The organism is Streptomyces sp. NPDC052701 (assembly GCF_040678355.1).
Classification (GTDB): Bacteria; Actinomycetota; Actinomycetes; order Streptomycetales; family Streptomycetaceae; genus Streptomyces.
The window spans coordinates 143,980-162,666 of the sequence record NZ_JBFATO010000004.1 but is presented as its reverse complement, the minus strand read 5'-3'; the positions used below and the strand labels follow the sequence as shown (position 1 = coordinate 162,666).

Below are 18,687 nucleotides of genomic sequence, written 5' to 3'. Positions count from 1 at the left end.
CCTCGCCGGGAGGCGCCCCGTGGGCCGGGGGCCGCCGCCGGTCGCAGGGGGCCCACCGCCAGGCGACCGGTGCACGCCGCGTCCGGGAAGCGGCCCGGGGCCGCTCGTCCGGGGAAGGAGGGGCCGACGGACCTCCGGCTCGTGCCGCCCGCGCTGGCGGCCTGGGCGACGGCAGCGCTGATGCTCGACGCGTCCCCCGGCCGGGTCGTGGGCGTCGTGGCGGTCTGTCTGGTGGCGGCCGGCGCCCTCCTGTCGCTGCGGCACCGCCGTGCACAGGGCCGCCCGGCGCGGGAGACCGCACCCGGGTGCGGTCCGGATCAGGAAGCCGGATCCGGGTGCGGTCCGGATGGGGAGGCAGGACCCGGGTGCGGTCCGGATCGGATCCGCGTGTGGCCGTGTGCCGCAGGCGCGGCCGTGCTGCTCTGCGTCGCGGCGGCCGCCGGCTCGGCCGGTCTGCACGGTGCGGATCTGCGCAGGGGCCCCGTGCCCGGGCTGGCGCGTCAGCACGCGGCGGTGACCGCGGAGGTCGAGGTCACCGCCGACCCCCGGTTGACCCGGCCCAAGGTCAGGGGCGATCACATGGCCCCGACCGCCGTACTGGTCGAGGCCGAGGTGCGGCGGGTCCGGGAGGCGGACGGGAGCACCGTACGGACCCGGACGCCGGTGCTGATGATCATCGACATGCGCACGGCCGGCCGGTCCGCCGACGGCGCGCCGAGTGGGGCACACCCCTCCGCCGAGGGGCGGAGGCCGTCACCCTGGCTGGGGCTGCTGCCCTCCACGCGGCTGCGGGTCAGCGGCCGGTTGGCGCCCGCGCTGGTGGGGGGCGACCGGGTCGCGGCCGTCCTGCGGGTGCGGGGCCGGGCGGCGCCGGAGGTGGTGGGTGAGCCCTCGGGGGCGCAGCGGTTCGCGGGCCGGTTGCGCGCCGGACTGCGGGAGGCGACCGACCCCCTGCCCGCGGACGCGCGGGCGCTGCTGCCGGGGCTGGTGGTGGGGGACACCTCGCGGATCACTCCCGAGCTGGACGAGGCCTTCAAGGAGACCGACCTCGCCCACACACTGGCCGTCTCCGGAAGCAACCTGACGATCATCCTCGCGCTGCTCCTGGGCCCTCCCGGCCTGGCGCAGCACGCGGAGCGACGCGGCCTCGCACCCCGCCTCGGCATCTCCCTGCGCACGACGGCCGTCCTCGGCGGTGCGCTCACCCTGGGCTTCGTCGTCGTGTGCCGGCCGGACCCGAGCGTGCTGCGGGCCGCGGCCTGCGGAGCCGTCGTGCTGCTCGCGCTCGCGACCGGGCGCCGCAGATCGCTGGTCCCGGCGCTCGCGACGGCCGTGCTGCTGCTGGTGCTGTACGACCCGTGGCTGTCCCGGAGCTACGGCTTCCTGCTGTCCGTCGTCGCCACCGGCGCCCTGCTCACGCTCGCGCCGCGCTGGAGCGCGGGCCTGCGACGGCGCGGGGTACCGCCGCGGGCGGCCGAGGCGCTGGCCGCCGCGGCCGCCGCGCAGGCCCTGTGCGCGCCGGTCGTCGCCGTGCTGTCGGCACGGGTGAGCCTGGTGGCGGTGCCGTGCAATCTGCTCGTGGAGTTCGCGGTCGCGCCGGCGACGGTGCTGGGCTTCGCGGCGCTGGCCGCCGCACCCGCGGCGCTGCCGGTGGCCGAGGCGCTGGCGTGGTGCGCGAGTTGGCCCGCCGGATGGATCGCGGGCATCGCCCGTGCCGGGGCGGCGCTGCCCGGCGCGGGCGTGGACTGGCCGGGCAGTTGGGCCGGGGCGGCCCTGCTGGCCGCCGTCATCCTCCTCGTGCTGCCGGCCGGGCGGCTGCTGCTGAGGCGTCCCTGGTGGTGTGCCGCCTGCGCGGTGCTGCTGATGCTGGTGGTCGTGCGGCCGCCGCCGCTGACCCGGGTGATCACGGGCTGGCCGCCGCCTGGCTGGCGGCTGGTGATGTGCGACGTGGGGCAGGGCGACGCGATGGTGCTCGCGGCGGGCGAGGACACCGGCGTGGTCGTGGACGCCGGCCCCGACCCGGCGCTGGTGGACCACTGCCTGCGCTCCCTCGGCATCACCCGTGTCCCGCTCGTCGTACTGACCCACTTCCACGCCGACCACGTGGCGGGGCTGCCCGGTGTGCTGCGCGGACGCGAGGTCGGCGCGATCGAGACGACGGGGCTCGAGGAGCCGGCGGACCAGGCCGAGTTCGTGCGGAGGGAGGCGGCGGCCCGGCACGTCCGTGTGACACGGGCCGTCGCCGGGGAACAGCGGCGCACCGGGGAGCTGTCCTGGCAGGTGGTGTGGCCGCCGCCCCGCCCGGGGCCGGACGCCGGGCCGGAGGGGCCGAACGACGCCAGTGTCAGCATGCTGGTCCGCTCGGCCGGGCTGCGCCTGCTGCTGCTCGGCGACCTCGAACCCCCGTCCCAGCAGGCGCTGGCGAGATCGCCCATGGCGGCGCTGCTGGCCGGCGTGGACGTGCTCAAGGTCGCCCACCACGGGTTCACTCGAACGTATCCACTTGAGGGTTTTCCGCCCGTTCCGCAGTGGGTGATCCCCTACCGGACCGATACTGGCGCTCTTGCATGTTCTCAAGGGGAGGGACCATGGCGCAGAAGCCTGTACCGAAGCATCTGAAGATCACCATCGACTTCGACCTCGCCACCGAAGGGTCGACGGTCCGCTACAAGCGGGCGCATGAAGCGTACGAGGTCGCCGTTGACGCGGCGATCCGTGAGGCGCGAAAGGTGTTGCCGTCCGACAGCATCCGGCAGATCACCAGCGAGATCGACTGGTCGTACCGCTGGCAGCGGGATGTGGACCCCCGTTACACCCGCCCGGATGCCGCTCCTGAAGAGGAGCACTTGACCGAGGACGACTTCTACTTTGACATCGAGAAGGGCGAGTGGAGGCGGCAGTGGCTGGATGAGCGCGGCGATATCGTCGTAGAAGGCGACTTCGACGACTGAGGCAGAGCGGCAAGACGGCTGTGCGGCCGTGGGCTGCGCGTTCTCAGCATGTGGCGCCCCGACCCTCCCGAAGGAGAGCCGGGGCGCCTCTTCACCTCACGGGGGACGGGGGAGCCTCTACGGCATGACCCCGTGAGGGAGTGTGGGGGTGGGGGCGTGCTGGGCCACGAGGACGTCCAGCGCGTGGAGGAACGCGGTGTGGGTCCCGGCGTCCTGAGCGGCCCTGATCACCTGATCCAGGAACTCGTAGGCCTCCTCGTCCGTGAGGGCGCTCAGCCAGGGGAACGCGGTGCTGTCCACGGCTACTCCTCAATGCTGAAGACCGAAGCCCCGGACGACCGGGGCGGGAGAGTCGCCGATTGTCCGGGGCGGTCTGAGGGAGGTCAGCGGGGCGCCAGGATCGCCCGGACCCGCCGACGGAGGGTGTCGTCGGAGATCTCGTCGATCTCACGCCAGGCGAAGTCGGTGACCTCTTCCTCCTGGAGGGAGACGTCACCGGCCGTGGTGCGGAAGACAAACCGGAAGTCGATGTGCTGGTGGTCGGGCTCTCCCCTGGCGTCGTTGGCCGGGATCGGGTGGATGTCGATGTGGACGGGCAGGATGCGGGCCACGGCCACGGAGTCGGCCTGGATGCTGGTCTCCTCGGTCAGCTCGCGCAGCGCGGCGTCCTGGAGGGAATCGTCGCACTCCTCCAGGTGGCCGCCGGGCAGGAGCCACTTGTTCAGGGCGCGGTGGTGGATGTGGAGAACCCGGCCGTGGGGGTCGACCAGGACGGCCCCGGCGGTGGCGTGGCCGCGGAACTCCTTGCGGCTGGTCAGGTCGGCCCCGTCCTTTAGGAGCGTCAGGGCGACGGCCAGGTCCTCCTTCTCCTCCGGGTGCTCGTTGAGGTAGGCGTCCAGGACGGAGCGGATGTGGGCGCGTGGGATGGGCATGGAGATCACCTGTTGTTGAAGTAGGAGAGCCAGGTCGCCGCGATGGCGGCTCGGTCGGATGCGTCGACCTCGTGCATGCCGACTTCGAGGTCGGCGCGGGTGAGCATTCTGATACCGGCGAGGATCTCGGCCTGCACCAGGAAGATGAAAGGCCCCACGGAGGCGCCGTGCAGGAAGTTGACGGCGTTGCCCCCGTTAAGGAGATAGAAGAAGTGCCCGGTGGTCTGGTAGCGGGTGACGCCCTCCCCAGCCTGGGCGCGGTGGTACACCTCCGGCAGCCCGGCCAGTTCCAGCTCGTCCTCGGATGAGGTGACCGTGGCGACGTAGGCGCCGTTGCGCAGGTGCGGGAAGTCCTCGCCCCGCAGGGACAGGGCGCCGGTGGCGCACAGCACCAGACCGGAGTGGGCCAGGGCGTCGTGACGGTCCCGGGCGACGGCGAAGCCCTGGGAGAGGGCCTGGGTGCGCCGTACGGGGTCGATGTCGTAGACCGTGACTTGGACGCCCTTGGCGTGTAGCAGGCGCGCGATGGACGAGCCGAGCTTCCCGAATCCGATGACCAGGGCCGGGCGGCCGTGGAGGATGTCCCCTCTTCCCCTCATCAGGGCCTCGGTGGAGAAGACGACGGACTGCCCGACGAGAAAGTCCTCGGGGTCCTTCAGCGGCGAGCGCGCCACGGAGACGACCGGGCAGGGGATCTTGCTCAGGCCCTCGTAGCGGCGGTGCCCGTTCTCGGTGTCCTCCACCACGCCGACGATCCGGCCGGAGAACCGCTCGCAGACCTCGTTCAGGGAAGAGGCGAAGTAGCCGCCGACATCCAGGAGGACGACGTCCTCACCGGCGGCTCGGGCTTCGAAGTACTCCAGCGCGGAGTCTGGGTCGCGGAACAGTTCGCGGGAGAGGGTGTCGCACGGGGCGATCTGCTCGGTCTCGCGCAGGGCGGCGGCCGTGACCGACTTCGGCTTAGGCAGCACCGCGCGGAGGTCGCTCATCAAGGCCACGGCACGCACAAAGCTCGGGCGTTCGGGGAGCAGGTGGGTGACCAGGAAGGAAGAGACCCTCCGGTCGGTGGGGAACTGGGAGACGATCTTGGCGAAGTGCGCATCCAGCTTGGCGCGCTCGAATGACTCCATCTGTCGCTCCTCTCTACGGCCATCCGGTGGCCTGGTCAGGAGGGAGGAGGTCCCCCTCGTCGGCAAGAGGGTCGGCGTCATGGACCTGGTCGCCGACCCACGGGGGCTTCTGCTCGGTCATCAGGCCGGCTCGCAGACCAGCTCTGCCCAGACTTGCTTGCCCCAGCGGAACAGGTCGGTCCCCCAGCGCTCGGCAAGAGCATCGACCAGGAGGAGCCCCCGGCCGCTCGCGAGGAGATCGTCTCCCGGCCTGGCCAGCTCGGGCATCACCCGGGCCTTGTCGACCACACCGATGCGTACGAACCGCTCACTGGGCCGGGTGATGACCACCCGGATCACACGGCTGTTCGTGTGCTTGACCGCGTTGGCCACCAGCTCCGAGACGAGCAGTAGCGCGGTGTCCGTCAGCTCCTCCAGGTACCAGGCAGCCAGAGCCGTCCGTACGAGCTTGCGGGCGGCCTCGGCGCTCTCCTCCAGACCCGGGAGGGTCTCGGAGTATCCGGGATGCCCGGTGTGGCGCGGCTTCGCTGGCAGGATCATCTGAACCTCGTTCGCCGTCGAACGGTCAGGAAATCGCCGACTTTGCGTCACGGGGCGGCCTGGGCGGCGGGATTCTCCGGGAACAAGTCGGTTGGCAGAGACCGTAGGAAAGGCGTCAGACGGGCCTCAACGAGTTTCTATGGTTTTCTATGCTCTCTACCCGAGATGGGTGATGGCCGCAGTGATCAGGTCACGGGCACGACTGCCGTAGACGGCTGAACGGCTCAGCATCTGGGAGGCCCTGACGTACTGTTCCACCTCACTCGGGGCCGTGATCTTGACCGCTGCCGAGAGCAGTTCCACATGGACCCGGGCGTCGTCGAAGACGTTGAAGGTCTCCAAGGGCCACATCGGACGTTGTGCCGAGAAGGGGATCACGCCGAGGCTGACGGAGGGCAGGGACATCAGCGTGAGCAGATAGCCCAGTTGCCCGGCCATCGTCTCGGCATCGCCGATGCGGTACCGGAGCACGGACTCCTCCACCAGTACCGAGAAGCGGTTCCCCGCGGTGAAGAGCACCCGGGACCGCTGCATCCGGGCCTCCACAGCCTCCTCAACGTCGTTCGGTGTGTTGTGGAAGCGCGCGATCGACTCCAGGAGCGCAGTGGCGTACGCGGGCGTCTGGAGCAGTCCGGGGATGACGGTGGAGCAGTACACCCGAAACAGGCGCGTGTGCTCGTACAGCTCGACACGGGACTCCTGGAGGTGTCGCAGTCCGGTGCGCTGAAGGCGGCGCCACTCCATGTACATGGAGTCGGCGGACTGGGCGGAGGCCACCAGGTCGTCCACGGCGCGGTCGGCCCCGCACGCCGCGCACCAGGCCCTGATGTCCGCTATCGCCGGGGGAGTCCGGGCGTTCTCGATGCGGGAGACCTTCGAGGGGTACCAGTCCAGCCGCCGGGCAAGCTCCGTGGCCGTCAGCCCCGCCTCCGTGCGGATCTCCCGCAGACGGGTGGCAAGCTGGCGTCGGGCAGCTTGAACGGCGACTGTTGGCGACTCGGTCATGCCTCGTGACTCAAACGGTGTAGCGGTCGTGCGGGATGGCGCGGCTCCAGACGTTCTCGAACGCCTCGGACACGTTCTTGATCACGTCAGGATCGTCGCAGAGCGTGTGCTCGACGAAGGCCCCGTCGCCGGAGAACAGGCCAAACCGGATCAGGTCGTTGTCGAACAGCCAGAGGTCGTTGCCGGGGATCAGCAGGTCGGAGGCCAGACGGCGTGGAAGCCAGCGGACGTCCTCGCCCGCCATCACGTTCTGGAACGTGCAGGAGTACTCGTAGCGCACGTACTCGGACAGCGGCTCGGAGACGATGCGGGCACGGCGGACATGGACACCCCGGCTCACGGCTTCGGCGACGCAGGAGTGGAAGGAGTTCCACCACTGTTCCCGGTTCTCCGGGGTGTGCCGGTGGCCGGCTCGCCAGGCCGCGAAGTCCTCGTCCTCCTCCGGAACGCCGTAGACGTCGCGAGTCTCCAGGTGGACCGCACTATGACGGCAGCGGGCCAGCAGGTCAGCGAACGGAGGAACCGTCTGCGACATCACACGCCTCCCTGATCGCGGCCATCATGCGGGCAGGCAGCCGGACGACCGCTTCGGTGTCGGGGATGTTCCCGGTCTTCAGGCACTCCCGCTCCGTCTCACCGTCCGCCTTCCATCCCTGGATGACCAGGTCCTTCGTCTCCTCGTCCACCCACACGGTCGGGCAATTGTCGCCGTTGGTGTTCGGGTCCTTCGCGATGAACCGTAGCGTCACGGATCTCCCCCATTCCTCTGGCTTCTACAGACTTCTACGACCGTCACCCATCGAGTCGCCATGGTCAACACCGCACGCCTGTACCAAAACCTCGCCAAACGAAAAACGCCCCCGACCTCCGCGCGGGAGATCGGGGGCGATCTGTGGCTCCTGCCAGAGAGGCACCAGGAGCAGAGTACGAGAATCAGACCTTCGGGACCTTCAGCTTTGCCCACGAGGTAGGGCCGGGAGGCCACTTGGCACTCGATCCGGTGAACCCGAGTGATCTTTGGAACGCCTCGTACGAGTCGACGTCCGCCTGACCGAGCACCGGGCCCGGACCGACCTTGTACTTCCCGCAGCCGACGGCCACGAGGCGCTTGCCCATGGCGGTGAAGATGGGAGAGGACTTCCCCAGGGCGGGGCGGGAGCCCTTCATGAAGAAGGTGGCGCCGGGGTAGGGCTCGTACTGCTTCGCCGGGGGGTTGGCCGGCTGCGTCCCCCCGGGACGGGGAGCGCCCTTCTGGACCCAGGCGTACAGGGCGTCGCCGGGACAGGTGGTGGCGTACCCGTCGCGATGGCCCTTGATCTCGGTTCCGGCGCCGTGCTTGCGCAGCAGTTCGATGCCGTCCCGGATGGCGTGCAGCATGGCGTCCGTGGGCTCGGTGAGCCCCGAGGAGCCGAGCAGGGCCACGATCGCGTAGTGGGCCTGGTTCAGAGCCTGGTTGCCGTTGGCCCCGGTGCGCTTGCCGATGCCCCGGCCCTCCAGGAGGTACCCGTGTGGGCAGGCGGCGTAGTTGTACGCCACGTCGGAGTACTTCTCGGTCTTGTTGGCCAGGTGGGACTTCCGTATGGCCTTCCACTCGGCGATGCACAGGGCGTGATCGGTGAGCAGGTCCTCGGAGACGGCCGTCCCCTCGTAGTGGACCTTCACGCCGTCGGTCTTCGCCTGGGCCGGAGCGGCAGAGGCGGGCCATCCGAGCTGGGCTCTGGTGACGAGCTTCATGGGTGTTCCTCGGGGTGTGCGGGCATGAAGAGGCCCCCTCCGGTGCCGTGAGGCGTTGCCCGGAGGGGGCTGGTTGGGGGACGGCTCAGGAGGCCGTGGGCGGGTCCTCAGGGTGGTCCCGGCGGTACCGGAGGTACGAGAAGAACCGGACCAGGAGGAGGCCGTCGATGGCCGCCAGGAGGCCGAGGGAGAGGGCGACGTCCCACCAGGGGCCGCTGGGAGAGGCACCGCGGATTCCCACGAGAATCAGGGACCGCGCGTACCAGAGGGCCACGATGATGACCCACCAGGAGGCGTTGATCTCCACGGTGCGGAAGAAGCGCCGGGGCCGGTGGAGGACAAGGAAGCCGATCGAGGCCGCCAGGCCCACGCCCAGCAGGGCGTACAGGGTCAGGGTGTAGAGCACGGGGACCTCCTTGCGTCAGGCGTCGCCGTGGAGCCGGCCGAGGACGATGCCCTCGATCCAGTCGCTGTACTGGTTGGCGCGGTTATGGGCCTTGAGCTGCTCCTTCACCCGGCGGCTCTCGGTGAGCTTGGCCTCCACCTCGGGGTGGTGGGCCAGCGCTTCCTGGAGGGACTTCTCGGCGGCCCTCTTCGCGGTCTCCGCCTCGGGAGACACCTGCGTCTGTCGGGTGAAGGGCCACATAGTCAAGCGCTCCTGGGAAGGTCGGGCTGGTGTCCGAGTCCTTGGAGCAGCGCGGTCAGTGTCCTGCCCTGCTCGACCGCGACGTCCCCGCGCTCTTCGGCCTTGGCGAGCTGCTCCCTGGTGAGCTGATGCGCCTCGCGCTCCTTCTCAAACGCCTCACGCCACTTGTCCCGGTCGGCCGTGAGCGCGGTCATCACGTACTTCGGCACGATCACGCCGAGGATCAACAGGACGACGACCAGCCCGACGACGCCGTACTGGGCGAACTGGCCAAGGATCTTGCCGATATCGGGGCCTCCGCCCGCCTCCTCGGCTGCGGCCAGGACTCTGATCAGGTCAGGGACCACGGGGCTCTCCTTGCGTGGGTGTGCGCAGGAAGATCCGTGCGCGGTGGGGGCATGCGAAAGCCCCGGCTAGGAGCCGGGGCTTGGGATGGGATGGGTCAGTCCGTTACGTGGACGAAGTTTGTGGCGAAGCGGGCATTGAGTGACGCGGCCAGGACCCCAGCTTCGAGGTCGGACAGTCCCAACTCTGGGTCAGTCTGCATCAGGCGGCCCAACGCTTCGACGTCCTCGCTGCTCATTTCCAGCGAGAACAAGCGTTTAATGCCCACCGCCTGAAACTCCTCCCGTCCCTTGAGCTGGAGGCCGCAGTGCTGGCAAGCGAAGGTGTGAGCCTCGAACCTCACGTGAGATTCGGTCTCAAGTGTCATGACCATTGTCGTGAGTACTTCGGACGGGCACTCACATGCAGGGCATTCGGCTGGCCGTGAGACGTGCAGGCCTTCGACGTCTCGTTGAAAGCGTGGCTTCGGAGGCAGCGCCGTCGCGCGGTAAGACCTGAGCGGTTTCCCTGGCATCCCGTGGAACTTCTCCTCGAAGCGCTCCTTCGCCGCCCGAATCCGGAGCCGGACGGATCGCTCCAGCTCGCTCTGCGCCTCGCTCAGTGCGATGGTGGCGAGGGACTGCATGCGACCCCAGTAGTCCGCTGGGGTTACCCCCAGATCCTTTAGAAGCTCCTCGGATGTGCGCGCGAAAGTGACCACTGGATCGAACTTCTTAGCCGCTTCGGCATGTAGATGGGCTACGCCGTTCCGCAACTCGATCAGTTCGTCCAGGTCGGCGTCCTTCTGTCGCAAGACCCCCAGCTTCCGGAGGCGACCGATCGCCACGGAGGCGCTGATGGTGCGGATTCGCGTGTTGAGCGCTGGGCCTACACCGACGAAGTGGAGGAGCATGTCCTCCTTCGCGTTCGTCTCCATCAGGAGGACACGGTTCCTCTTCGAAAGCGCTGCCTTGGCCAGCCGCTCGATGCTTACGCCGGCGTGGAGCACGAAGAGTTCGAGATCTTGAGTGTGACGATTGTGTGCATGCCAGGCACTGAGTGCGAACTTCCTCGCCCCTTCAAGCAGGCTTTCGTGCGACAGCGGATCACTCATAGAGCGACGGTAACCGCCCCTGTAGTACAGGGCGATCAATTTGAGAGACCCGGCCCCAGGGCGAACCACACCCAGGAACTCCCGGGGCCGGGGGCTTGAGGTCAGCTCTCGGGGGAGCTGGCCGGCTCGTCGGGCTTGGGCGCGAGCTGGGCCCTCAGGGAGGCGTTCTCGGCCTCCAGAGCGGCCAGGCGGCGCCGGGTGAGGTGAAGCTCCAGGACGGTGTCCCGGTACTCCTCCAAGAGCTGCTCAGGGGTCATCTGCATGACGTGCTCCAGGGGTGCGGATCAGGCCGGGGCGATGGTGGTGACGGTGCCGGACGAGCCGCGGTACTTCAGGGCCCCGGCTTCGACGTACAGGTAGCCGCCACCGGTGGGGTTGGAGGACGGGGCCGCCGTGGTGTTGCCCAGCAGCAGGACGTTCGTGCCATCGTTCCACTGGGAGGCGCCGATGTTGATCGTGCCCTTGGTGGCGTGCGCCGTGGAGCGGAGCGTCAGGGTGCCGCCGGAGGCCACCGAGCCTTGGACCGTCGGAACCCGGAGAGCGCCGCCGACCACCAGGGAGTCGTCGGTCTGGAGGACGTCGGCGGAGCCCCGGTAGAGGTTGACGTCACGGGAGTTTGTGCCGTCGCCCCACTCGTGCTTGCCATCCGTGTACACGACCACGCGGGCGTTGGCGTCTCCGGAGACCCGGACGTCCAGAACTCGGTCCGTGGTGGCGGTGGTGACCGCCGCGTAGGCCGAGTTGTTCCCCTGGCTGGCAGGCGGGACAACGGCCACACCGTGCTTGTTGGCCGGCGGCGTGAGCAGGAGCCGAGCGGGCGAGCTGACGGCAGAGCCCCCAAGGGCCACGTTGCCCGTGGAGCGCTCGATGGACAGGGCCGTCTCGATGACGTTGCCGTTGTCGGCATGCCGCCGGATCTCGAAGTTTGTGCCCGCGTTGCCGCTGCCAGTCTCCGTGTCGTTGTTCGCGCGGATCTTCCACCGCTCGCCCGCAGGGTCCCGGTCCGAGCTGGCGGACAGCAGGATGTCCTTGTTGTAGGCGTTGCTCGCACCGATCCGCAGGACACCCGTGGAGGCCCTGACGGTGAAGTCCGCGAGGTTCGTGCGGATGTTCGTGGTGGCCACGCCGATGGGTTGGCCGGGTGCCGGAGGGTTCGTCTGGTCGATGAACGGGACCTCCAGACGAGTCTGGAGCGCACCACTCAAGTCGGGGACCTCGATGGAGCCGTGGCCATGGATCGAGGCGTTGTCGTTGGCCTCCCAGTGCGCGCCGATCCACCACCAGGGACTCCAGCCCTGTGACTCGTCCGGCTCCTCGGTGGTCTCGTTGTACCCGGCCTTGGGGCCGTACCAGGCGATCATCGCCTTGGAGTCGGAGCGCATCAGGAAGTGCCGGATCGTCTCGCCGAAGGAGCCGTTCTGGGCCCGCTGGTACGAGTACAGGTTGAGCCGGCCGGTGGTGTCCGTGCCTGATCCGTTGTCCTCGCCGCCCGCGAACGAGGAGGCGATGTTGATCCCGGTGTTCAGCGCTCCCGCCCGGCCCAGGGGCAGGCTGGCGGTGCTGTTCGTCTGGTTCACCGTCAGCGGGCCGCCGGTGACCAGCGCCTTGCTGGTCTTCAGGGCTCCGCCGGAGTACTTCAGGTCGATGTCCCGGAGGGTCATCGCGCCCTCCTCACGTGTAGTAGCGCATGGCCTCGGAGACCGTGACCACGGGGATTCCGCGCGAGTTGATCGCGTCCATGAGCGTGTTGAAGCCCGCCTGGCCGATCTCTGTGGAGTCGGTCGGCGTCCCGGTGACGATCTTGTGGAGGCAGAGGATCAACCAGTCCCCGTTGTTCAGGCAGCGGTCGAGCTTGCCGCCCGTGGCAGTCAGGGACGAGACGGTGACTCCGCCGATGCCCAAGGCGTCGTTGATGCCGGTGACGGCCTTCAGGCGGTGGGGCATGGCAGGGGTGAAGGACTCCACGGTCTCCGAGATGATCGAGCGAGCCGTGGTGAAGTACCGGGCCGCGATCTGGTCCACCGGGACGCCGTCCGTCGTCTTGCCGAACTGCCCGCCGGGGTAAGCGAAGTGCTCCGAGGTGAAGCCGTTGGAGACCATCCATGAGCGGAGCTTGCGGAAGTCGTCGTCCACAGCCTGCTCGGTCAGTGTGGTGTACCGGGCCGCATGGGCCGCCGTGCCGTAGGCGTGGCCTCCCTGCTCCCACCCGGAGTAGTCCTGCATGATCCGCATCTGGGGAACCGTGAGGTACGAGGGCCCGGAACCGATGGCCTCGGCGATGTTGAACATCGTGCCCTGGAAGCCGAGGGCGTCCATCTTCGGCTTGGCCAGGCTGAAGACCGAGGCGTACGAGTCGTCGAAGGTGATCGAGACAACGCCGTTGGGGAAGGTCTCCGAGGTGTCCGGGACCAGCTCAATGGCCTGGAGGCGGTACGTCACCGCTCCGGCCGCGTCGTCATAGCAATTGAACTGCATGTCCGTGAAGCCGGAACGGATATTCGGGATGCCGCTGGCGCTGATGGAGTACGTACCGCCCGCAGCGGTCACGTCTGCCCAGTTCAGGTGGATCGTGACCCACTCACCGGACTGGACGTAGTTCGGGTTCGAGGCGCTGTGCGTGTGGACGGTCCACCGGTAGTAGTTCGCCAGGCTGCTGGTGCCCACCAGGAACTCGAAGCGGTTCAGGTGGGTGACGTCGTCGACCTTCAGGACGATCCGGATCATCTTGCCGGTCATGTCGATGGCGGTCCCGGCGAGCTTGCGGACCTGGGACTGGACGCCATTCGCCGCCGTGGTCACTCGGACGGACTGGGTGCCCCGTACGAACTCCGTGCCGTCGTTGGCGTTCGAGCTGGCCGTCCCGCCTCCGCCGACTGCCCAGCCGTGTCCGGTCTGGAACTGCTGTGACCAGGTCGCCTTGCGGTACGCCGGGCGCCGTCCGGAGGGCACGATCAAAGGCAGTGGACGCCCACCCGTGGTGAGCCGGCCAGCAACCTCCAAGTTGCCCGTCACGGTTCCGCCGGAAACGCTTAGAAGCCCGCTGACAGCCGAGTCGACGTACGCCTTGGTGCTGGCCTCCATCGGGTCCGTGGGGTTCTCGTGGAGGGCCAGGGGGCCCTGCATCGTGCCGCCCGTGATCGGCAGCGCCCCCACGTCGTCAGCGCCCAGGGAGACCACACCGGAAGCTCCGTTGACCGAGGCGACCCCGGCGGAGATCGGGGGGATGGCCTCGGCCGGGATCTTGCCGTCCTCGTCCAGCGGGGCGTACTTGCCCTCCAGGGAGACCGTCCCGGTCTCCCCGTCTACCGAGGTGACGGTGGGCTTGATGTCGTCCGCCGGGAAGACCGGTCCCACGGTCACCAGGTCGATGCCCGGCTCCGGGGTGTCCTGGGGGACCGCGATCGAGAAGGACCGTCCCGCCCTCCGGTTGAACGATTCGGTGACCGTCCAGGTGAAGCCCTGCGGGGTGACGTCCGGGTCGTCGGTCGCGGGGATCTCGATCTCGAAGTACCCGGTCTCGTCCAGTGTGGCCACGAGCGGAGCCGAGAAGATCAGGACGTCCGCGCTCGGGTTGGTGACGTACTTCTGGCTCGGAGTGAACGTCACGGTGCCCTGCATGGGGGCGCCCGTGAAGTCGATGTACCGGCCGAAGACCGTCACCGTCGTGTAGTTGGCGGGCAGCGCCACGAGGCAGCTCCCTTCGGATCAGGCCAGGCCGACCCAGTACGCATTGGCGTCCGGGGTGGCTGAGGCGATGCTGATGCTGCTGGGCAGCGAGGTCTGGCCCGTGGCGCCGATGCAGTACCGGTAGCCGCCGGAGGAGAGGTTGGCGTTGCCCGGGGTCCTCGTGGCGCCGAGGGTCGTGGCGCAGACGAAGCCGGGCCGGGTCGAGCCGTTGGAGACGAAGGCCACGTAGTAGTCCCCGGCCGCCGCGCTGTAGGACGAGGTCAGGTTCATCGAGAGCGTGTTGTTCGCCGTGGTCCAGGCGCTGGACTGGTTGGCCGTGACGCCCACCCGGGTGCCGCTCGCGGTGTACAGCCCGGCGTAGTTCTGGTTGGCGGTGAGCCCCGAGCCGGCGGCCACCGTCATCATCACGATCTTCGAGATCGTGGCGGCCTTCCGCAGCTTGACCCGGATCAGGTACACCGAGCCGCCTACGGGCGCCGAGGCGAAGCCCGCCAGCGAGGGGTCGTAGCTCCAGGCCTTCAGGCCCTGGTCGGCCGGTCCCCACTGGTTGCCCCACTGGTCCTCGAAGGCCAGGTAGGAGGCCGTCAGGTCGGGGATCTGGGCCATCGGCACCTTGGTGCCCGCGTCCAGCGAGGCCACGCCGTTGGCAGCACCGCGGGCTGTGGTGGCGAGAGCTCCGACGTTCGCAGCCGTCAGGTTCACGACGCCCGTCTGGCTGTTGACCGAGGCGACGGCCCCGCCCCCGCCGCCTCCGAGCGAGTCCACGTACTGCTTCGTCGCGGCGTGCAGAGGGCTCGTGGGGTTCCCCGGCAGGGTCAGTGGCCCCGTCATGGTGTCGCCCGCCTTGGAGACCTTCAGGGCCGCCTGGGAGTCCGTGTAGGCCTTGGCCGAGGTCAGGGTGGCCGCGTCCCCGGAGGAGACCTGGGCGTCCGTGTACGCCTTGTTCACGGCCTCGCCCGCAGCGGAGGGGACGCCGGACGTGATGATCGGCCCCAGCATCGTGCCGCCGGTGAGGTCGAGCTTGTTCAGGCCCAGGTCGTCGATCTGGTCGCCGAGGTCGACGGCCATCATCAGGAACCGCCGGGAGTACCCGAAGTCCGCGTAGACCGTGCTGACGCCATCGGGGCCGTAGAAGCCCACGGCCGCGTCGGTGTCGGCGGTGATCTGGGTGATCGCGTTGCCGCTGAGGTCGGTCAGATCGGTGATCTGCGTGCCGCCCACCAGGGAGTCCCAGACCGTGCCGACGGCCCCGGCCCGGAGCCGGACCTCGTCCCCGACCTTCTCCATGGCCAGGTCGGCGGCCGAGAGCCCGAAGAGGTGTCGACTCATCGTGCTGCCTTTCGATCATGAAAAAGCCCCCGCAGGCAGCGCCTCGGGGGTGCGTCGTCGGAGGTGGTCAGGCCAGCTCGTATGTGCCGGAGATCGTGATGCAGTCTCCGTTGCGGATGTTGAAGGGCTCGTTGGTGAGCAGGTTCACCGAGTTGATCGTCTCGGCGCCCGGCGTGCCGGAGGTCCCGGAGCTGAGCGGGAACCGGATGCGGGAGATCCTGGACGTGCCCTCGGTGGGGAAGATGACCGCCGCGCCGACGGCCGAGCCTTCACCGTTGTCCGAGGTGAACCAGACGTTGAAGACCTCGCGCATGATGCTCTGTGCGGCGAAGGGAAGGGTCACCTGGATCGGGTCGTCGTACGCGGGCGGGTTGCCCGTCGGGATGATCTGGATCTTCACGTGGCAGGTCTTGCCGAAGAGCTTGTAGCGGCCGACGTTCTGGGAGCCGGAGCCCCAGTTGATCGTGGTCGATCCGGCAGTCCAGACCGGGGTGTACGTGCTCCACGCTTGGGACCCTGCGGTCCCCACGTAGTTCCACGCGGTGCCGTCGCCCAGGTAGATGTCGTTGCCCTCCACCAGGAGCTGGCCCTTGCGGGACGGCCGGCGGGCTCCAGGCGTCCCGTAGGCGACCGGGCGGCCGACTCCCCAGCGGCGGTCCACGACGGCTCCGGAGGCCACCACGGAGGCTCCGGCGGCCACGGTGCACTCGGCGAGCGGGATCTCCACCACGCCCGTCTCGGGGCTGTTGGTGAGGCTCGGGGCGTTCGCGCCGCCGGTCTTGTACATGGGGGTGATGGCGTCCGCCGAGGCGTCGTACCGCAGGACCACGAGGTCCTTCCGGGCCGAGGAACCGCCGGAATTGGAGACCACCGGGAGCGAGTACGGGCCGTCGTTGATGACGGTCGCGCCGTTCACGAAGCCGGAGCCGGCCGCGATGGAGACGCTGCTCGTGCCGTTCGCCGTGACCTTCAGCGCGGTGCTCGTGAGGTCGTCGGTGTGGACCCCGTCATTGCCCCAGCGGCTGGCCGTCAGGGCGTACTGGGCCTCGGTGGACAGCGGCGAGGAGCTGAAGGGGAAGGAGGTGAAGGCCACACCGACCTCACTTTCGGGTGTTGAGCTTCTTGATCATGTCGGCGAGCGTGTTCAGCCGCTTCGTGGCGCCGGAGGTCTTGTGGGAGGTGGTGGCCTCGGTGCCTACGGTGATCTCGGTGGTGAGGCCGCCGGTGGCGTCGAAGGTCAGCTCCGCCTCGCGGACCTGCTCCTGGACCACTCCGGCGTACGGCACGACGACCGTGACCTGGTCACCCAGGAAGTAGTCCTTGCCGAAGGTCAGCTGGTTCGTGTCCTGCGGATCCATCGAGACGCTGACGGAGGTGGCGCCCGTGTACAGGGCGTCCTGGCCCTTCTCGTCGAGCTGGGCCTGCGCGTCGGCCGCCGTGGGGTCGATCTCGCCGACGTCCACGAAGCCCTCCACCCGGTACCCGGGGAAGACGGGCTGGGTGTCGACGCGGGTGTAGCCGAACAGTTCCTTGGCGACGACGGCCGCGTTCGTCGCACCGTCCACGGCCGACCGTCCGGCCCCCAGGACCGCGTACGTCATGGTGGGTGCCGTGACCTGGTACGAGGACGAGACGAGGTTGCCCCGGCCCTCGGAGAAGGTCGCGGTGTCCCTGCGGTTCGTCGTCGAGTAGACCTGGAACTCGATCCCGGCGGAGGCGTCCTTCTGCCGGATGCGGAAGCCGAGGTACCCCGGCGGGCTCCCGATCGGAGCTCCTCGCGCGATCTCGGTGAGGGCCTCCAGGACCGTCTCGAAGCGGTACTTGAAGGACTGCCCGGTCTTGCCCCGGTTGCCGGAGGGCTCCACGGTGAGTCCGCTCTTGCGGCGCTCCGTGAGGGCCCCGGGCCCCAGGTTCAGGTTGACCAGGTTCTTCATCAGGGTCTCGGTGGACGAGGCCGAGTTGGTCACCGCGTAGTACGCCGTGGCCTGGGAATCGATCGCGTGGGCCGGGTCGGGCCAGACCAGCGCGTTGGCCAGGTACTGGGTGTCGTCCGGGCCCGCCGCGGTGAGCTTCCGGGTGCCGTCCTCGTTCGTGGCGTACCCGAAGGCGTGGATCGGGCCCGAGAGCAGAGTGGTCCCGTACAGCTTGAAGATCAGCCCGCCGTTCGGATTCGAGCCGGGCGCCAGGAGGGCCGCGTTCCGGTCGGTCGCCGAGATGTTCAGGATCCAGTTGGAGACGGCGTTGTACCGCATGACCAACTGGACCTGGGTGAAATCGTCGAGCTGGCCGATGATCTGGTGGCCGGAGTTGCGGATGTACACCTGGAGGTCGAGCGGGCTGTACACGCCACCCCCTCAGTACGCGGTGAGGTAGCGGGACGTGTACGAGAGCTGGACCGAGCTGTCCTCCGTGGCGCCCGTGACGGTCAGGCTGAGGCTGTTCTCGCCAGGGCTGAGCGGCCACAGGACGGCCGTGGAGTTCAGGTTGGGCCAGAGATTGGTCGAGCCGTTCAGAAGGGCGCTCTTGACGCCCTCGCGAGTGTCGATGACGGCCGTGTCCGAGGACGTCATGGACCGCGTCAGGACGAAGCTCTCGCCCGTCGTGACGTTCGTGATCGTCGCGGCCGTGGCCGGGCCCCGGATCGTCCACACCGGGTAGGTGGGGACCTCACCGAGGTTGATGACCTTCACGGAGCCGAGGACCTGGGAGTCCTTGACCCTCCACGGCAGGATCGGCAGGAACGTGCTCGCGCCGCCACCGACGTGGAAGGTCACCGTCTTGTCCTCGCCGAGAAAGTACGGCGAAGGGGCGACGAAGGTCAGGACCGCCGTCATCCAGTGGCGACCGGTCCTGTCGTCGTCGTCCTGGACGGTGAGGCCGTCCGAGTAGTACGCCGAGATGCGCCGGGTCGAGCCGTCGGCCTCCGTGAAGGCCAGCGTCCCGGGCCCGAACGCCGGGTTGAGGTCCTGCACCAGCCGGTGGAAGCGGGCCAGGCACGAGGGCCTGTCCGGCCCCCACAGGTGCAGGGGGATGGTGATCTGGCGCTGGCCGGCTCGCACCCCACGGACCATCGAGCCGTCGAAGGCCGGGGACTGGTCCGAGTAGAAGGCGTAGTCCGGCAGCCCGGTGCCCGCCACGCCAGGCATGACGAAGGCACCGGAGGTCGGGTCGTCGAAGTCGGACAGCGACGTGATCCGCCCCGAGGAGGACGTCCAGGTCACCGTGGTGGCCCGGACGTCCCGTACGGAGGGGCCGGTGGGGAGGGTGTTCGAGCCGCCGACGAGCAGAGGCATCG

General features: G+C 69.0%; 21 protein-coding genes. 2 read left to right on the top strand and 19 right to left on the bottom strand.

Translation table 11 applies throughout. The features are described from left to right. Positions 1-69 precede the first annotated feature (69 nt). A complete protein-coding gene (locus AB0L29_RS07545; protein ID WP_365824369.1) occupies positions 70-2,619 on the top strand; it encodes a ComEC/Rec2 family competence protein in 2,550 nt (849 codons plus the stop codon). Beyond that, positions 2,589-2,951 (top strand): hypothetical protein, encoded by a 363-nt coding sequence (locus tag AB0L29_RS07540; RefSeq protein ID WP_365824367.1) that lies wholly within the window; start codon positions 2,589-2,591, stop codon positions 2,949-2,951. Before AB0L29_RS07545 ends, AB0L29_RS07540 begins: the two co-directional genes overlap by 31 nt. A gap of 117 nt (positions 2,952-3,068) precedes the next feature. Here AB0L29_RS07540 and AB0L29_RS07535 read toward each other — a convergent pair whose 3' ends face one another. The 19 genes from AB0L29_RS07535 to AB0L29_RS07445 all read right to left on the bottom strand — a co-directional run bounded on the left by AB0L29_RS07535 (position 3,069) and on the right by AB0L29_RS07445 (position 18,685). After that, a complete protein-coding gene (locus AB0L29_RS07535; protein WP_365824365.1) occupies positions 3,069-3,251 on the bottom strand; it encodes a hypothetical protein in 183 nt (60 codons plus the stop codon). Positions 3,252-3,334: 83 nt separating this feature from the next. Beyond that, the gene (locus AB0L29_RS07530; RefSeq protein ID WP_365824363.1) at positions 3,335-3,883 is read right to left on the bottom strand and encodes an NUDIX hydrolase; all 549 of its coding nucleotides are present in this window, start codon (positions 3,881-3,883) and stop codon (positions 3,335-3,337) included. A gap of 5 nt (positions 3,884-3,888) precedes the next feature. Continuing rightward, the gene (locus tag AB0L29_RS07525) at positions 3,889-5,013 is read right to left on the bottom strand and encodes an adenosylhomocysteinase (protein WP_365824361.1); all 1,125 of its coding nucleotides are present in this window, start codon (positions 5,011-5,013) and stop codon (positions 3,889-3,891) included. Between the two features lie 120 nt (positions 5,014-5,133). Further along, positions 5,134-5,553 carry an ATP-binding protein gene (locus tag AB0L29_RS07520; protein WP_365824359.1) on the bottom strand — a complete coding sequence of 140 codons (420 nt, stop codon included), beginning with the start codon at positions 5,551-5,553 and terminating at the stop codon, positions 5,134-5,136. 156 nt (positions 5,554-5,709) lie between these two features. Continuing rightward, entirely contained in the window at positions 5,710-6,558 is an 849-nt protein-coding gene (locus AB0L29_RS07515; protein WP_365824357.1) for a helix-turn-helix transcriptional regulator, read from the bottom strand. A gap of 10 nt (positions 6,559-6,568) precedes the next feature. Continuing rightward, positions 6,569-7,093, bottom strand: a complete 525-nt coding sequence (locus tag AB0L29_RS07510; RefSeq protein WP_365824355.1) for a DUF6879 family protein — start codon at positions 7,091-7,093, stop codon at positions 6,569-6,571. Then, positions 7,065-7,307 (bottom strand): hypothetical protein, encoded by a 243-nt coding sequence (locus tag AB0L29_RS07505; RefSeq protein ID WP_365824353.1) that lies wholly within the window; start codon positions 7,305-7,307, stop codon positions 7,065-7,067. Before AB0L29_RS07505 ends, AB0L29_RS07510 begins: the two co-directional genes overlap by 29 nt. 184 nt (positions 7,308-7,491) lie before the next feature. After that, positions 7,492-8,292, bottom strand: a complete 801-nt coding sequence (locus tag AB0L29_RS07500; protein ID WP_365824351.1) for a peptidoglycan-binding protein — start codon at positions 8,290-8,292, stop codon at positions 7,492-7,494. A gap of 85 nt (positions 8,293-8,377) precedes the next feature. After that, positions 8,378-8,698: a hypothetical protein gene (locus AB0L29_RS07495; RefSeq protein ID WP_365824349.1), complete on the bottom strand. Its 321-nt coding sequence runs from the start codon at positions 8,696-8,698 to the stop codon at positions 8,378-8,380. Positions 8,699-8,713: 15 nt separating this feature from the next. After that, positions 8,714-8,938, bottom strand: a complete 225-nt coding sequence (locus AB0L29_RS07490) for a hypothetical protein (RefSeq protein ID WP_365824347.1) — start codon at positions 8,936-8,938, stop codon at positions 8,714-8,716. 2 nt (positions 8,939-8,940) lie between these two features. Continuing rightward, complete coding sequence (locus AB0L29_RS07485) at positions 8,941-9,285, bottom strand: hypothetical protein (RefSeq protein ID WP_365824345.1); 345 nt, start codon at positions 9,283-9,285, stop codon at positions 8,941-8,943. A gap of 95 nt (positions 9,286-9,380) precedes the next feature. Then, the gene (locus tag AB0L29_RS07480) at positions 9,381-10,376 is read right to left on the bottom strand and encodes a hypothetical protein (RefSeq protein ID WP_365824343.1); all 996 of its coding nucleotides are present in this window, start codon (positions 10,374-10,376) and stop codon (positions 9,381-9,383) included. 101 nt (positions 10,377-10,477) lie between these two features. Further along, a complete protein-coding gene (locus tag AB0L29_RS07475) occupies positions 10,478-10,639 on the bottom strand; it encodes a hypothetical protein (protein WP_365824341.1) in 162 nt (53 codons plus the stop codon). Between the two features lie 21 nt (positions 10,640-10,660). Further along, positions 10,661-12,037, bottom strand: coding sequence for a hypothetical protein (locus AB0L29_RS07470; RefSeq protein ID WP_365824339.1), 1,377 nt, complete (start codon positions 12,035-12,037; stop codon positions 10,661-10,663). A gap of 10 nt (positions 12,038-12,047) precedes the next feature. Continuing rightward, positions 12,048-14,063 (bottom strand): polysaccharide deacetylase family protein, encoded by a 2,016-nt coding sequence (locus AB0L29_RS07465; RefSeq protein ID WP_365824337.1) that lies wholly within the window; start codon positions 14,061-14,063, stop codon positions 12,048-12,050. Positions 14,064-14,081: 18 nt separating this feature from the next. Further along, a complete protein-coding gene (locus AB0L29_RS07460) occupies positions 14,082-15,392 on the bottom strand; it encodes a hypothetical protein (protein ID WP_365824335.1) in 1,311 nt (436 codons plus the stop codon). A gap of 67 nt (positions 15,393-15,459) precedes the next feature. Beyond that, positions 15,460-16,485, bottom strand: a complete 1,026-nt coding sequence (locus tag AB0L29_RS07455; protein ID WP_365824333.1) for a hypothetical protein — start codon at positions 16,483-16,485, stop codon at positions 15,460-15,462. Positions 16,486-16,492: 7 nt separating this feature from the next. After that, on the bottom strand, positions 16,493-17,737 hold the full coding sequence (locus tag AB0L29_RS07450; protein WP_365824331.1) for a siphovirus ReqiPepy6 Gp37-like family protein: 1,245 nt from the start codon (positions 17,735-17,737) through the stop codon (positions 16,493-16,495). A 9-nt stretch (positions 17,738-17,746) separates the two neighbouring features. Continuing rightward, positions 17,747-18,685 carry a phage tail family protein gene (locus AB0L29_RS07445; RefSeq protein ID WP_365824330.1) on the bottom strand — a complete coding sequence of 313 codons (939 nt, stop codon included), beginning with the start codon at positions 18,683-18,685 and terminating at the stop codon, positions 17,747-17,749. Between the last annotated feature and the right edge of the window lie 2 nt (positions 18,686-18,687).